General features: G+C 47.4%; 13 protein-coding genes. 4 read left to right on the top strand and 9 right to left on the bottom strand.

The window, feature by feature from the left end:
- Positions 1–426: 426 nt before the first annotated feature.
- The 9 genes from Q0277_RS00660 to glmU all read right to left on the bottom strand — a co-directional run bounded on the left by Q0277_RS00660 (position 427) and on the right by glmU (position 10,797).
- Complete coding sequence (locus Q0277_RS00660; protein WP_297994483.1) at positions 427–2,508, bottom strand: TRAP transporter permease; 2,082 nt, start codon at positions 2,506–2,508, stop codon at positions 427–429.
- Between the two features lie 8 nt (positions 2,509–2,516).
- Positions 2,517–3,458, bottom strand: coding sequence for a TAXI family TRAP transporter solute-binding subunit (locus Q0277_RS00655; RefSeq protein WP_297994480.1), 942 nt, complete (start codon positions 3,456–3,458; stop codon positions 2,517–2,519).
- 233 nt (positions 3,459–3,691) lie between these two features.
- The gene (truA, locus tag Q0277_RS11150; protein ID WP_366517310.1) at positions 3,692–4,447 is read right to left on the bottom strand and encodes a tRNA pseudouridine(38-40) synthase TruA; all 756 of its coding nucleotides are present in this window, start codon (positions 4,445–4,447) and stop codon (positions 3,692–3,694) included.
- A gap of 619 nt (positions 4,448–5,066) precedes the next feature.
- The gene (locus Q0277_RS00645; protein WP_297994474.1) at positions 5,067–6,098 is read right to left on the bottom strand and encodes an LptF/LptG family permease; all 1,032 of its coding nucleotides are present in this window, start codon (positions 6,096–6,098) and stop codon (positions 5,067–5,069) included.
- Positions 6,091–6,846 carry an A24 family peptidase gene (locus tag Q0277_RS00640; protein WP_297994471.1) on the bottom strand — a complete coding sequence of 252 codons (756 nt, stop codon included), beginning with the start codon at positions 6,844–6,846 and terminating at the stop codon, positions 6,091–6,093. Before Q0277_RS00640 ends, Q0277_RS00645 begins: the two co-directional genes overlap by 8 nt.
- 65 nt (positions 6,847–6,911) lie before the next feature.
- Positions 6,912–7,337 carry a hypothetical protein gene (locus Q0277_RS00635; RefSeq protein ID WP_297994469.1) on the bottom strand — a complete coding sequence of 142 codons (426 nt, stop codon included), beginning with the start codon at positions 7,335–7,337 and terminating at the stop codon, positions 6,912–6,914.
- A 303-nt stretch (positions 7,338–7,640) separates the two neighbouring features.
- On the bottom strand, positions 7,641–8,318 hold the full coding sequence (gene uppS, locus Q0277_RS00630) for a polyprenyl diphosphate synthase (RefSeq protein WP_297994466.1): 678 nt from the start codon (positions 8,316–8,318) through the stop codon (positions 7,641–7,643).
- 3 nt (positions 8,319–8,321) lie between these two features.
- A complete protein-coding gene (coaBC, locus tag Q0277_RS00625; RefSeq protein ID WP_297994463.1) occupies positions 8,322–9,503 on the bottom strand; it encodes a bifunctional phosphopantothenoylcysteine decarboxylase/phosphopantothenate--cysteine ligase CoaBC in 1,182 nt (393 codons plus the stop codon).
- Complete coding sequence (gene glmU / locus Q0277_RS00620) at positions 9,496–10,797, bottom strand: bifunctional UDP-N-acetylglucosamine diphosphorylase/glucosamine-1-phosphate N-acetyltransferase GlmU (RefSeq protein ID WP_297994460.1); 1,302 nt, start codon at positions 10,795–10,797, stop codon at positions 9,496–9,498. Before glmU ends, coaBC begins: the two co-directional genes overlap by 8 nt.
- A gap of 151 nt (positions 10,798–10,948) precedes the next feature.
- On the opposite strand from glmU, the gene Q0277_RS00615 reads away from it, so the two are divergent.
- The 4 genes from Q0277_RS00615 to Q0277_RS00600 all read left to right on the top strand — a co-directional run.
- Positions 10,949–11,818 carry an EamA family transporter gene (locus Q0277_RS00615; RefSeq protein ID WP_297994457.1) on the top strand — a complete coding sequence of 290 codons (870 nt, stop codon included), beginning with the start codon at positions 10,949–10,951 and terminating at the stop codon, positions 11,816–11,818.
- Positions 11,819–11,882: 64 nt separating this feature from the next.
- Positions 11,883–13,067 (top strand): efflux RND transporter periplasmic adaptor subunit, encoded by a 1,185-nt coding sequence (locus tag Q0277_RS00610; protein WP_297994456.1) that lies wholly within the window; start codon positions 11,883–11,885, stop codon positions 13,065–13,067.
- A 19-nt stretch (positions 13,068–13,086) separates the two neighbouring features.
- Positions 13,087–15,015, top strand: a complete 1,929-nt coding sequence (locus Q0277_RS00605) for a MacB family efflux pump subunit (protein WP_297994453.1) — start codon at positions 13,087–13,089, stop codon at positions 15,013–15,015.
- Between the two features lie 13 nt (positions 15,016–15,028).
- A partial coding sequence (locus Q0277_RS00600; protein ID WP_297994452.1) for a TolC family protein occupies positions 15,029–16,072 on the top strand: 1,044 nt, incomplete at its 3' end.

Raw genomic sequence — 16,072 nt, 5'->3', positions numbered from 1 at the left:
TAACGCCCAGCCTTAATTATCAAATCGTTTTGAAGAAATTTTGCACAGTTTTGATTTTATCTGCTCTAAGAATCATTTTCGCTTTTATGGACGTGTATATTTTAAACTATCAAAGGCATCACAAGCGGTAACGCGAAAACGGCTTTGCTCTATTGATTTCGTGCATCCTGCGGCTTGCGATAATTATAGACTAGCAATGGGATTAACATGCGATGTTTTTTAACACAGTAGCTTCGTATGAATAAATTTATCTTACTAAGGGACATAATCGCTTCGGCGCAATTTAAAATTTTGAGTAGTTTAGATAGACGGATTTAAATTTAGAACAAAGGATTGATTTTGGAATTTTACACCTCGACGCAAGAGGATAAAATTTAATAAGACCCCGCAAATTTATCTTAAAATTTAGCGAGATCAAATTTGGATTTACGCCGTAGGCGCGCTATTTTCGGCGTGAGTATCGCCAGAGTCTTTGGGCCTTAAAAGCCACTGCTTTGCAAATATCAGCACGTAGATCGCAGCGCCTATGCCGTAGCTTGCGTATTCGCTAGGGATAAACTCTATGAATTTCGCGCAGATATTAGGCACCAGCATTAGCGGCGTTACTAGCAGCAATAGTAGGCGCTCTAGTGGATTGCATTTTGTTACAAACCAGCCCTGCAGCGAGGAGCTGAAAGCAAACATACCCACGATCGCCGTGGCAAAAATCAGCACGATTTGCAGTGGATCGCTGATCCAAACGATGCTCTTTGAATCCATCGGATCGCCGATGCTTTGGATCAAAAGCAGCTTATTGTTGAAGAAAAACGCAAACGGAAGTACCGCGGTACGCAGATCATACACGAAGCCCTGAAGTCCCACGGTCACCGGATTTGCCTTTGCGATACCCGCCGCAGCATATGCGGCAATACCCACTGGCGGGGTATCGTCGGCTAAAATTCCAAAATAAAAGACAAAAAGATGCACTGCGATCGCAGGGATCAAAAAGCCATTTTTGCCCGCTAGTATCAAAATCACCGGTGCGATTAAGCTTGAAACGACGATATAATTCGCCGTAGTAGGAAGTCCCATGCCCAAAATAAGGCTCATTATCGCAGTCATCAGAAGTATCAGTACTATGCTATTTCCTGCGACTGCTTCTACGAGCTCTGAAAGAACCTGTCCCAGCCCGGTAAGCGAGATTGAGCCGATGATGATACCCGCTAGTGCGGTGGCAACGGCTACCGTGACCATATTTTTAGCAGCGCCCACCATAGCCCAAAAAATATCGACAAAGCCGACGATAAAATCGGACTTGCCAACCTTTTCGCCAAATATCGTTTTCTTTGCAGGCTCTTGTACGATCATTATTAAAAATAGCACGCAAATCGAGTTAAACGCCGCAGATATCGCACTTTCTTTTAGAATCAATAGAGTGAAAAGAAGCACCAAAATCGGTATTATGTAATGAATGCCACTAAATATAATTTTTAGCTTTGAAACCTTGGCGTAATCGCGACTGCCGTGAAGCCCCAGTTTGCAGCTTTCCAGATGCACGATGAAAAATAACCCCGCGTAACAGACGAAGGCCGGGATCACCGCCGCGATCATTACGTTGGTGTAGCTCATGCCTAAAAATTCTGCGATGATAAACGCCGCAGCGCCCATGATAGGCGGCATAAGCTGCCCGTTTACACCTGCAGCGACCTCGATAGCGCCCGCTTTAGTGGCGGTAAGCCCCGCTTTTTTCATTAGCGGGATCGTAAAGGTGCCCACCGTCACGACGTTTGCGGTCGAGCTGCCGCTTACCATGCCGGTTAGTCCGCTGGCGATTACGCTAGCCTTGGCGGGTCCTCCGCGGAAGCGACCTAAAATCGCAAACGCTACGTTTATAAAATACTGCCCCGCTCCGGCTCGCTCCAAAAGCGCGCCGAATAGCACGAACAGATAAATGAAGCTGGTGCTGACCCCTACCGGCACGCCAAATACGCCCTCTGTAGTTAAAAACATATGCCCTGCAAGCAGTTCAAAGCTTGCGCCGCGGTGTGCGATGATATCGGGCATATAAGGACCGAAGTAGCAATACAGAAGAAAGGTAAAAGCGATAATGCCAAGCGCTGGTCCCATCATACGACGACCTGCTTCAAAGAGTATGAAAATTCCGATAAACGATGCTACGATATCTCTGGTTAGATAATTTCCCGGGCGCTGCGCTAGCCCGTTAAATTCTATCGCAGGATACAAGATCGCCGCGACTCCGACGATTAATAAAATATAATCGTAAAACGGGATGTAAAAATGTGCCTTAGAGCGCGGGCGAAACGGAAAAAGCGAAAAAATTATAAAAATGGCGAACGCCAAGTGGATTGAGCGCGCGATATTCGTATTTAGCGTAAAATACGCGATGTAAAGCTGAAAGACCGACCACGCGAAGCAGACCAGCGTCACGAGCCAGAAGAGCTTTTTAGAGGTAAATTCTCTACTTTTTACCTCTAAAACCTGCTCGTCGTTTTGTGTAGATTTCTCCATCAACTAGCCTATTTCAGCAGCCCAGCTTCTTTATACACCGCCTCTGCCGCAGGATGAAGCGGCGCGCTAAGCCCCTCTAAAAGAGATTCTTTGCTTACCAAATTTAACGCAGGGTGTAGCTTTTTATACTCGTCAAAATTATCAAGTATAGCCTTAACTACCGCCCTAACCGCCTCGTCGCTTTGGCTAGCGTCGGTTACGAGTACAGCCTTTACGCCGATAGTTTGCGTATCGTGGTCTACGCCGTCATACATCTTCGCAGGGATCACGCCTTTGGCAAAATATGGATATTTTTCTAGAATTTTTTTGATATGCTCATCGTCGATGCCGACTAAGTCGATAGGAAGCGAAGTCGCCGCATCGGTAATATTTGCGGTCGGATGTCCTACGACGTAGAAGTATCCGTCGATTTTCTTATCTTTTAGCGCCATAGGGCATTCTTGCGCGGTTAAGACGCCGTGCTGGGCGAGCTTTTTAAGATCGAAGTCGTAATTTTCAAAAACTATCGTGCTGGTTAGCTCGTTGCCGCTGCCCGGGTTTCCGATATTGATCTTTTTGCCCGCAGCGTCGCCGTAAGCTTTAATACCGCTCTCCTTAGAGACGACGAAGGCCAAAAGCTCCGGATAGATCGAAATTACGGAGCGTAAATTTTTATCCGCCGCGCCTTGAAATTTGCCCGTACCGTTGTATTTATCATAGACGACATCGCTTTGAACGAAGCCGAAATTTAGCTCTTTTTTAAGCACGTTATTGACGTTATACGTCGAGCCGCCCGTCGATTGCACGGAGCATTTCATATTTTTATCCATATTTACCAAGCGGCAAATCGCGCCGCCTACCGGATAATAGGTGCCGGTCATACCGCCGGTGCCGATATTGATGAACTCCTTAGCGCCTGAAACGCTAGCTAGTAAGGCCAAACCGGCCAAAGCAACAGAAATTTTTTTCATCTTTGCTCCTTTTTGAGTTAAAAGTTTGAAAGTATTGCTAAATTTCTATAAAATTCTAATAAAAACAGATCGAATTTTGCGCAAATTTACGATTTTACACATCGTGGTGCAGGTGATTTAATATCAAAGTAGGGTGGCGATCTACTCTCATATGCAGAATTTTACCGCGATAAAATTCTAAGCTTGAAATCCAAACGCCCGTGGATAAAATTTAACGCTATAAATTTCAAGTCTTAATAACTCACGCCGCTAAGATACAGCCCGTTCGGCGGAAAGGGGATTCTGCTAAGAGCCCGCGAGAAGCTGATCTTGCGCCCGCTCTGCACGGATTTTAGGGCGTTTGCGACCATCAGTCGCACCTGCGCTCGCAAAAATCCGTTGGCTTTAAAATTTATCAAGGTCAAATTTCTAAAAGAGTAGGCGCGCGCGATGTAGAGCTCGCGTATCGGGCTTTTTATGTCGCTGCCGCTTTTCATAAACTCGCTAAAATCGTGCTCGCCGACAAAATTTGCAAGCGCAGCATTGAGCGCGGCAAGATCCACGCGCGGATAAAACACGCAAAAATCGCTAAGAAAGGGGCTTGGACGTCCGTGGTTTAAAACGTAGCGATAGGAGCGCGCCACGGCGTCGTAACGCGGATGAAAATCGCGCGGCACCGGGCTGATGTGCTGCACAAAAATATAGGGCGCGCAGTGGCGGTTGATGAGCTCTTTTAGGCGCGGCAGCTCCCAATGCACGGTGCATTCGACGCAGCTTACCTGGCGCAGCGCGTGCACCCCTTTATCGGTGCGCGAGCTGCTGATAAGTGGCGCAAAGATCCCCACTCGCCCCAAAGCCGCGCGCAGCACGTCCTCGACGCCGCGCCCGTGAGGCTGAGACTGCGAGCCGCTAAATTTCGAGCCGTCGTAGGAATAGACGAGCTTGAGCTTTACGCGTTCGGAGTTTACGCTCGCTGCGAAGGTGCACGCATCTGCGGGGACATTTGGCAGAGTGCTTATTTTGCCGATTTGCGCAAGTTCGCTCGCTGCGAAGTCGCTTGCGGGCGCGCTTTCAAGAATATTTTTTAATTCGGATGCGCTTGTGAGGGTGTTTGCTGGGGCATCTGCTATGCGGGCGGCGTTTGCTTTGCGGGAGTCTGCGGTGTGGGCGGACGCGGGACGGGTAGTGTAAAATTTTGCGACGGGCGATATATAGATTTTTAAAGCGTCGCCGCTTGCCACATTAGCTTTCGCAGCGTTTGCCGCGCAAATATCCGAAGCAGCGGTATCGGCGGAATTTTTGCGGGCGGAATTTAAATTTGCCGCGCGCGTAGTCTTTTTAGCGGAAACGGCGTCTAAATTTCGCCTGACGCTTTCTTGCTTCAAACTGCAATCAGGCGCAGTATGGATAGCCGTATCGCTCGCCGAGCTTACGAGAGCGGAATTTTTAAAATTTGAAAACCTGTCGTTTAAGATCAAAGCTTGCTCGCCGTTTTGCGCTTCGCGTTTTAAATTTACGCCACGCAAAATTTCAGAGGTGCTAGCCTTGCTCGCCGAAATTTTATCCGTTAAATTTCGAGCAGACGAGCTTTCGTTTAAAATTTCGCCGCCGCAAAATTTGTAGTCTTTTTCAGTATCTCGGGGCAATTTTGATCCTGTAGTAAAGCAGCGAGCCGATAAGCGTAACGCCGAATGTCACGGGAAGCGCGATGCTCGGGTATTTGGAGAGTAGCATGATTAGCGCGAAGTAGCTAAAAAGCACGCCGAAGATCCCCGCGTAAACGAAGCCCTTTTCGTAGCGATAGGTCACGATGCCGAGGCTTAGCGCAAACAGAAAGCTCGCCAGCGGAAAGAGCGAGACGAGGGTGTAGATGCTAAATTCTTTCCTGCGCTTTTCGCTGCCGCTCATATCGCTCCAGTATCCGATCACGCCGCCTCCGCCGCGGATATTGCGGTCGCTTTGCGTGCGCAGAGTTAGGCTTTCAAACTCGCTTACGTGCCACTGCTCGCCACCCATCGTGTAAATTTTGCCGTCGTGCAGCATCGCAGAAAAGCTCGCGTTTTCGTTTTTAAACTCGCCGCTACGCGCTACGATCATCCGCTCGTGATCCTGCGAGCCACCTGGATTATACAGCACGAGATCCTTATACAGCGTGCTTGTGCCGTTGTTTTCCTGCGAGTCGATAAAAACGAGCCAGTCGGAGAATTTCTGCCCGAATTCGTTGGATTTGATATTTAGCGTCGCGCTAATTTTTTTGTAATCGATGAAATTGTCCTTTAAATTTTCGGCTATCGGCATCATAAAAAGCGATACGAAAAGCAGCGCCAAAGAGCACAGCGCGGCGCTTATGCCGAAAAACAGCGCGATCTTGCGCGTGGCGTAGCCGATCGTAAAGATGACGATGGTTTCGTTCTCTTTAGAGAGCCTAAAAAGCGAGATACTAAGCGCTACGAAAAACGCGATCGGCACCGTAAATATGAGGATGCGCGGCAGCATGAAAAGATAGAGCTTGACTAGCTCCGAAAAATTTATCTCGATAAACGACGTAATGCGCGCGATCTGAAGGAAAAAGACGATCGACATTATGATAAAAAGCGTGCTGAAAAGCGACGCGAACGAGCCGACAAAATTGCTAAATAAATAGCGCTGCACTCTATCCATAAATGACGTCCAGAAGCCTTAAAATTTGATCTCTAAAAATAAAGGTAAGAAGCAGCCCCATCGATAAAAACGGCACGAACGGCAGCTCGTAGCCCTTTTTGTGCGCGATGAGATACGCAGGCAGCGTCAAAATCGCGCCGATGTAGATCGAGATGCCGCCCAGCTTCCAGCCCAAAATCGCCCCCATAACGCCCGCGATAAAAATATCCGCGCTTCCCATCGCTTCGCGCTTTAGCACGAAGGTGACGATGAGGCGCAGCACGAAAAATATCGCCGCGTATCCCGCCGCCGCTCCTACGCCGCTAAGATTAAAATCATACATCAGCGTATAAGCAAGCGAAAGCGCCGTAACTACGTAAAGAAGGCTCTCCGGTACGGCTTTATACTCAAAATCGATCGCCGAAAGCGCCATAAGCAAGATAAAGCAAAGCCCAAGCACCGCGGCTTTTGCAAGATCGGGCTCGCCGAAATACGCCGCAAGCGCAAGCGCGCCGCCTAAAAGCTCGACGATCGGGTAGCGGATCGAAATTTTGGTTTTACAAAAGGCGCATTTGCCGCCCAAAAAGAGCCACGAAAGCAGCGGGATATTGTGGTAAAATTTTAAAGCGTGAGAGCATTTGGGGCAGTGTGATGCGGGGAAATTTACGCTCTGTCCGCGCGGCAGACGGTAGATCAGGACGTTGCAAAACGAGCCTACGCAGGTGCCGAATACCGCAAAAATCACGCCGTAAACGATATTTAAATCCATCTTTTTCCTTTGGAGCTTTAACTTTTTAAAATTTAATCAAACGCTTTATGGTAGCGAGAAATTTCTTAGTTTTCATTGATTTTTTGCCTCTCATAAGGGAAAAATTTTACGAAAATCGCCGCCGCGCCTACGCAAAATAAAATAGCTATGAGCCCGGCAATGAGCGGCTCGCCCCATGCCTCATATAATCCGCCGAAAATCAAAAATCCCGCCACCAGTATCACGGCGTCCAAAAGATCGAAGTTCAAAGTATCTACGATCCATAAAAACATAATATATGCGCCTATCCCGCTGCCTGCGGATGCCAAAATCCCCATTTTATCGGGGATGAAAGCAAATGCTAGCACAAAAAACACAAGCAGGCAAATATAGACCGCCAGTATAAATTTCTTGGGTTTTTTATACATGCTGCCGCATCTTGGGCATCTTAGAGTTTTTATAGGCTTTTTGGTAAGCTTTTTGCCGCAACCGCATTGTATGTAGTAGCTCATGGCCTTCCTTTCGGTCTTTGCGTGAACGCGCGGCGTGATTTTTAAAATCCTGCCGCGTAAATTTACCACGCCGCGCAACACGGCTCGCGCTAGAGCTTTAAATTTAAAAGGGCGAAATTTAAAATTTCTATAGCGTCGCGCGCCTACGTATTAAAATTTTAAATTTTATGGCGCCGTAAATTAAAATCCTGAAATTTTAAAATTTAAAAGTCGCGAGTGCCCGCGGATTAAATTTTAAAATTTACCGCGTCGCATGCGGTTCTGCGAATTAAAATTTTAAAATTTAAAGCGACTGGCCGTAGCTCAAAGACCGCCGAAGCGGCGCTGTTTGCGGCGGAAATCATCCACTATGCGCGCAAGCTCCTCGCGCCTGAAATCCGGCCACAGCGTCGGCGTAAACGCAAGCTCGGCGTAGCTCGCCTGCCAGAGCAAGAAATTCGACAGCCGCTGCTCGCCGCCCGTGCGCACCAGCAGATCCACGTCGCCGCTGTGCGTGGTATCCAGATGCTCGCTGATGCCCGCTTCGCTTAGTCGCTCGCCGCTTGCAAGCAGCCTCTCACACGCTCGCACGATCTCGTCTCGCGAGCCGTAGTTGATTGCTAGGTTAAAATTTAGCGCTCGCCCGTTTTGAGTTAAATTTGAAAGATATTCGATCTCGCTTCGCAGATCGCCGCTAAAAGCCGATATATCGCCGATCGGATAGAATTTTATCCCGTTTTGGGTAAATTTTTCGCGGCGCGAAATTAGGAATTTTTGAAGCAACTTCATCAAAAATTCCACTTCGCTTTTCGGACGCTTCCAATTTTCGGTGCTAAAGGCGTAGAGTGTGAGGTTTGCGATGCCTTCGTCAATGCAAAACTCGCAGATCTGCTCCACGACCTCCGCGCCCGCTTCGTGCCCGCCGGTGCGCAGCAGACCGCGCTTTTTCGCCCAGCGCCCGTTGCCGTCCATCACGAGGGCTAGATGATTTAGGTTATTCACGGATCAGATTTTTTTCAGCTCAGCCGCGATTTTTAGGGCGACTTCGTCCTTCGGCGCGGTGTCGATTACGACCTGATCGCCCTTGGTGATGAAAGTGACCTTAAGGACGTCGCCGCCGAGCTTGATGATGTCGTCCAGTACGTTTAGACACACGGCGTCGAGATGCTTTTCATTGAGCATGCGTTTGGCCTCGCCGACGGCATTTTCGCGGTCGGTTTCGAGTTTAAAGCCCACTTTTTTGATATTTCCGCGCACGGAGCTTAAGATATCCTCGTTTTCGCCCAGGCGTAAATTCCAAATTTCGCCGATCTCCGCTTTTTTCACCTTATCTTTGTAGCGCACCTTCGGCGAGTAGTCGCTTACCGCGGCGGCCATTATCAAATACGCGCCGTCGGGGAATTTTGTGCTGTCAAGCGCCGATTTTAGCCCGATAGTGCTTTCAAATTTAACGAGCTTGTACGGTAAATTTTCATATTCGTTGCTAGAGATCAGCGTCACGTCCGCACCCAGATAAAACAGCGCGTCGGCAATCGCTTTGGAGGTTTTGCCGCTGGAAAAATTCGTAATGCCGCGCACGCTATCGATCTTTTCGATCGTCGCGCCTCCGGTGATGATGACGGTTTTATCCTCCCAAAATTTATCGTTGTAAAGCGCACGCTTTAGCGTCTGCATTATCGCCTCGGTGCTCGCTAATCCGCCCTTGCCGGTATCGCCGCAAGCTAGAGTTTTTTCTATCGGATCCACAAAATACGCATTCACGCTCGCTTTTAGCATATCGATGCAGTTTTTCGTGATGTTGTTTTCAAGTAGCGCGGGATTTGCGGCTGGCGCGATGACTACCTTGGCGTGGGCAAAAGCCGCGTTTAGCACCTCTAAAAATACATTATCGCAGACGCCCCAAGCGAGCTTGTTTATCGTATTTGCCGTCGCAGGTGCTATCAAAACTAAATCCACCTTGGAATAAGCGATGTGGTTGATGCCCGCCTGCCAGTTTTCGTTGGCTTTGCAAAGCACCGGGTGATCGCACAGCGCCTCGAATGCCTTGTAGCTGACAAACTCCTGCACGCCGTCGCTAAGCGCGACATAGACGTCGAAATTCGACTTTTTCAGAGCGGATAAAATTTCAAACGCTTTGTAAAAACTGATACTCCCGCAAACCGCCAGTAAAACCTTTTTCTTATTCATCTTCGCTCCTAAAAAATTTATGGAAAAACCCATCTTTGTTGATTTGTTTGCTTCGGCTGATCGCTAGCGCGCCGCTTGGAACGTCGCTCGTAACCGTCGTGCCCGCGGCGATTATGACGTCGTCGGCCACCCGCACGGGCGCTACTAGCTGCGTGTCCGAGCCGATGAAGACGTTTTTGCCGATTATCGTTTTGTATTTTTTCTTGCCGTCGTAGTTACACGTAATCGTGCCACAGCCGATATTGCTGCCCTCATCGATCTCGCAATCTCCGAGGTAGCTTAAATGCCCCGCCTTGATCCTGTTTACTTTTGCGTTTTTAAGCTCGACGAAATTTCCGATATGGGTGCCGATGACTTCGCATTTTGGGCGTAGATGTGCCATCGGACCGATGTCGGAGTTTTTTACGACGCTATCTTCGATGACGCAGCCGCTTTTTATAAGCGAGCTTTCGATCACGCAAGGACCGACGATACTTACGTTTTCTTGCAGCTCGCATTCGCCGATAAATTTCGCCCTGCTGTCGATGTAGATGCTTTGCGGTAGGCGCATCAAAACACCTTGTTTCATCAAATTTTCTTTGATCTCGTTTTGCATTAAATTTTCGGCGATGCTGAGGGCGAACTTATCGTTTATGCCCATGAAGCTTTGCTCGTCCACCCATACGGCGGCGCATTTTAAGCCCATATCTTTGGCGATTTTGATCGCGTCGGTGAGGTAGTACTCTTTTTGCGCGTTATCTGGTTTGATCTGCGGCAGAATCTGTTTCAATGCCTCGCTTTTGAAGCAGTAGCAGCCTGCGTTTGCGTCTTTTACCGCTTTTTCCTCTTCGCTTGCGTCCTTTTGCTCGACGATCTTTAAAATTTCGCCGCCGCGGGTAATTACGCGACCGTATCCGAATGGATCGCGCGCGCTAAAAACGCTTAAATTTACTTCCGCGTCCCCCTCGCAGAGTTTGCGAAGTTCGGCGCTTTTTACCAAAGGCATATCGCCGCAGATTATGAGCGTTTTGGCTCCGCTGATTTCGACCTCTTTTAGCCCGCCCGCAGTGCCTGGGAAGCGCTCGTGGTCTTGTTTGTAAATTTTAGCGTTTGGAAAGTGCGCTAGAACTGCGCTTTTAACCTCGTCAAATTGGTAGTGTAAAATCACGCTCACGTCGTTTGAAATTTCGTAAGCTTTCTTTAGGATGTGGATTATCATCGGCTCACCGCAAAGCTCGAAAAGAACTTTAGCTTTTTGCGACTTCATCCGAGTGCCCAGCCCTGCGGCAAGAACTATAACCGAAACGTCGTTCATTTTTACCCTTAAATTTCAAAAATCGGATAATTTTAACACATTTAAAATAAATAAAAACCTAAATTTATGCCGCGCGGGCGAAATTTAAATCCCAAATTTAACTAAAATTTTATAAAATGTCCGCTCAAATTTTAAAGCTTAGGCGGACGTTTTGAAAAAACTGATTTTGGTTACTTGTATTTGGGCGTTTAGCTTCTCGCTGATAGGCGAGTTTTTGCGCGGCATAGACAGCGCGTATTTGGCATTTTCGCGCGTATCATTGGCGCTAATTTGCTTCCTGCCGTTTATGAAATTTCGCGGCGTAAATCCCACTTTAGCGCTTAAAATTTGCGCCGTGGGCGCAGTGCAGATCGGCGTGATGTATATCTTTTACTACCGCAGCTTTGCGTATTTGAAGGTCTATGAGGTGGCGCTTTTTACGATATTTACCCCATTTTACGTGACGCTGCTTTACGACGCGCTTAAACTTAGATTTCGCGCGTTATACCTTTTCAGCGTCGCTGTCGCGGTGCTAGGTGCCTTGGTGATAAAATTCGGCGCGATAAATTCCGAGTTTTTGACGGGCTTTTTGCTAGTCCAAGGCGCAAATTTATGCTTTGGGCTTGGACAGAGCGCGTATAAATTTATGCTGGAGCGCCACGGCTTTAGCGAGCAGAAGGAGCTTTTCGGCTACTTTTTCGTCGGAGCTACCGCCGTTACGGCGATTGCCGCGATCGTGCTCGGGGATTTTTCTAAATTTAATCCCAGCTTCTCGCAGGGCGCCGTGATCGTGTATCTGGGCACGGTAGCTAGCGCTTTAGGCTATTTTTTGTGGAACAAGGGCGCGTGCGAAGTCGATAGCGGCGTGCTTGCGATTATGAATAACGCGCTCATCCCCGCAGCGATCATCGTAAATTTAGTGTTTTGGCAAAAGGACGCCGATATAGCGCGCCTGCTTGCGGGCTCGGCGCTGATTTATGTTTCGCTAATTTTGCATAAAAAGATTATGAAATTTTACGCCCTACGCGAGCAAAGAATTTAGTATTTAACTAAAATTTTATATTTTTACATTAGAATTAGCCCTTATTTTATTTGAAGTTGGCAAAATGAAAAAAACCTTGAAATTTATCGTTTCTATCGTACTTATCTTTATTGCGATATATTTTTTATACGGTAAATTTTTTAAGCAAGAAGAGGCACCGAAGGCCCTTACCACGAGGCTTGAGAAGGGCAGTATCAGAGGCACGGTGACGGCTGCGGGAGAGGTTTATGCTAGGGATTTGGTCGACGTGGGCGCGCAGGTAAGTGGTCAGATTAAAAAGCTCCATGTCAAAGTAGGCGATAAGGTTCAAAAAGGCGATATGATCGCGCAGATCGATTCGGTTACTCAAGAAAACGAGATCGCGCAGCAAAAGGCACAGCTTCTGATCCACGAAGCAAATTTGGCTTCAGCAAAGATCGCCGCGGCAAACGCTAAAACGCAGTATAACCGCGAGCTTGAGCTGTATAAAAGAAACGCCGCTTCCAAAGAGGCGGTGGAAAACGCTAAAAATAGCGCCGCTTTAAAAGAGGCCGAGCAGAAGCAGATCGAGGCGCAGATTGAACAGACGAAACTTCAACTAAGCACGGCGGAGACGAATTTCGGCTACACTAAAATCACGGCTCCGATAAGCGGCACGATCGTTTCGATGCCGGTAGAGGAGGGTAAGACGGTAAATTTCAACCAAACTACGCCTACGATCGTAAAGATCGCCGATCTGAGCAAGATGGAGATCAAGATGCAGATCGCAGAGGGCGATATATCTAAAGTAAAGGTTGGAATGGACGTAGAATACTCCATACTATCGGATCTGGATAATATCAAAAAGGCTAAAATTTACAAGATCGATCCGGGTCTTACTACGCTTAGCGACGGGACTTACGATAAAACCTCTAGCGGTTCGTCCTATTCTTCGAGTAGCAGCGACAGCGCGATCTATTTTTACGCAAAGATGCTAGTGGACAATGAAAACGATTTTTTAAAGATCGGAATGACGACCGAAAACAACATAATCGTAAGCGAAGCGAACAATACGAGCTATCTGCCTACCTCCGTCATTAAGCGCGATGGGGGAGGCGATTACGTCACTGTGCTTAACGGCAAAGAGCCCGAGCAGCGATACGTGAAAACGGGCGTCAGCGACGATCTGAATACCGAAATTTTAAGTGGCCTCGACGAGAAGGACGAAGTGCTCATCGCCGACGGAAAAGCCGCGCCGTTAAATATGGACGGGCCTCCGATGGTATTTTAGAGAATTTTATGGTGTGAAAATGCTAGAGCTTAAAGATATAAACAAAAAATTCATTCTCGGCGATAACGAAATCCACGTCCTAAAGGACGTAAACTTAAATATCGAAGCGGGCGAGTTTATATCGATAATCGGGCAATCGGGAAGCGGAAAATCCACGCTGATGAATATAATCGGCTGCATCGATACGCTAAGCAGCGGAAGCTACAAGATCGAGGGTCGCGAGACCGCGAATTTAAGCGGCGACGAGCTTGCGGCGCTTAGAAGCAAAAAATTCGGCTTTGTCTTTCAAAAATATAATCTTATCGCTACGATGGACGCGACCGCAAACGTCTCGCTGCCTGCGGTGTATGCGGGCGTAGGGGCAAGCGAACGGACGAAACGAGCGGTGGAGCTTTTGGATAAGCTGGAGCTTGGCGATCGCATTAAAAATTTACCGAGCAAGCTTAGCGGCGGGCAGCAGCAGCGAGTAAGTATCGCCCGCGCTCTGATAAACGGCGGCGAAGTGATTTTGGCCGACGAGCCCACCGGCGCGCTTGATAGCAAAAGCGGCGAGACGGTGATGCAAATTTTAACGGCGCTGCACAAAGAGGGTCACACCATCATCATAGTTACGCACGATGCGCATATCGCGGAATTTGCGGATCGTATCATCGAGATCAAAGACGGCAGAATTTTAAGCGATAAAAGAAAGACGGAACGGGTTTTTGAGCGCAAAAAAGAGCAGATCAAAACTAAAAATTCCTTTATATTTTGCAAAGACCAGCTCATCGAAAGCTTTAAAATGTCGATTAGCGCGATATTTTCGCATAAGCTAAGATCGATTTTGACGATGCTAGGTATCATCATCGGCATTGCCTCGGTTATCTGCGTAGTAGCTCTCGGTAAGGGTTCGGAGGAGAAAATTTTATCCGAGATCCGTAAAATTGGCACCAATACGATCGATATCTTTCCCGGTAAAAATTTCGGCGACGTGCGTGCAGGCTTCGTGAGCACCCTTACGATAAGCGATTCTAAAGTTTTGGCGCGCCAGCCTTACGTCGATTATGCCACACCAAATGCTTCTGCAAGCGGTACGGCAACATATGCTAATTTAAGCTCCAAGGCTCAACTGCGCGGCGGCGGCGTGAATTCTTTGGCGGTTAATGGCATAGATATAGAAGATGGTAGAAATTTTAGCGACGATGATATTAAAAATTCTGCCTCTATCGCGATTATCGATCCAAACACTAAAAAAACATTTTTTAAAAATTCCGATCCTATCGGCAAGACGATTTTATTTTCGGGTAAGCCACTTAAGATCATAGGAGTTTCGGGCAAGGATAAAAACGCCTTCGGAAGCAACGAAAATTTAAGAATTTACGCGCCGTACTCAACTGTGATGAATAAAATCACGGGCAATCGAAAAATCAGCTCTATCACCATCAAAATAAAAGACGATGTCAATACTCAAGTGGCCGAAGAGAGCCTAACCCAGCTACTTATCCAAAGACACGGCTCGCGGGATTTTCATACGATGAACGCAGATACTATCAAACAAACAATACAAAGCACTACCGGCACGATGACGATTTTGATCTCATCGATCGCAGTGATCTCGCTCGTCGTCGGCGGCATCGGCGTTATGAATATAATGCTCGTAAGCGTTACCGAGCGCACGCGCGAAATCGGCATCAGAATGGCGATCGGCGCGAAGCAATCCAATATCTTGCAGCAGTTTTTGATAGAGGCGATCTTGCTTTGCTCGCTAGGCGGAGCTTTAGGAATTTTAATCGCTTTGGCGCTTGGATTTGCGTTTAATACCATAAGCCCGGATTTTGCGATGAAATTTACTACGGCGCCTTTCGTGATCGCCTTTGCAGCGTCGTCCGCGATCGGCATAGTTTTCGGATATCTGCCGGCAAGAAACGCCAGCAGATTAAATCCGATAGATGCTTTAGCACAAGAATAATCAAGGAGAAAAAATGATAAATTCTAAAGTAATTTTAAGCGGCGTTTTAGCTGTTTTTATCGGCGGTTGCGCCTCAAATCAAAGTGAGGTCGAATTTAAGCCTGTAGAGCATTTCAAGGACGAAAATGCAAGCTATGAAATCGATACGCTGTGGTATAAAAAATATGGCGAATCATACCTAAATAAGCTTGTAGATCAAGCCCTTGCGAATAACTACGATCTAAAAACGGCGGCTTTAAACGTTGAGAGTGCTTATGCGAATTTAGGGCTAAGCAGGGCTGATCTTTTTCCTACGCTAAGCAGCTCGTGGAGTGCGGGCGCTAATCGCGACATAAGCACCGGCTCGAATTGGAACAAAACCTATAGCTCGGGCTTTAACGTAAGCTATGAGCTTGATCTTTTCGGCAAGATCCGCTCGGCGGTAAATGCCGAGGGCTGGAACGCCAAAGCTAGCGAGTTTGACCTTGAAAATACTCGCCTGACTCTTATAAATTCCGTCGTAAGCGGCTACTTCGAGATGCTTTATTTAAACGATTCGCTAAAATGGACAAAACAGAATTTAAGCGATTACCGAGAGATCGAAAAAATAATCAAGGCAAAATACGATTACGGCAAGTCCGAGCAGCTAGATTACAGGCAGATTCAAAATTCTATCCTAGGGCTTGAAAACAAGGTCTTAAGCATTCAAAAAAATATCGAGGATAATCATAAATATATGAGAAATCTCATCTCCTCCAGCTTGCAATTTGATGATAACACCGATTCGATAAATTCCATAGAATTCCAAGGCGTTGATCTAAATGTGCCTTACACAGCGCTTGCTAACCGCCCCGACATTAGAGCTGCGATCGCTAGGCTAAATTCCAGCTTTTACGACGAACAGACCGCTAAGTTAAATTTCTTTCCTAGCGTAAATTTAGGCGCAGGGCTTACTAATGGGCAAGGCGTGAGTGCCAACGATAGCTTCAAGCTAAATTTTTTAAGCGGCAACGTAAGCATAAGTTTGCCGTTTTTGGATTATGCGAGGGTTGAAAACCGCCTTAAAATTTCGGAGATC

This window comes from uncultured Campylobacter sp. (assembly GCF_938030815.1).
Lineage (GTDB): Bacteria > Campylobacterota > Campylobacteria > Campylobacterales > Campylobacteraceae > Campylobacter_B.
The sequence above is the reverse complement of the archived record's forward strand: the minus strand, read 5'-3'. Positions and strand labels throughout refer to the sequence as shown.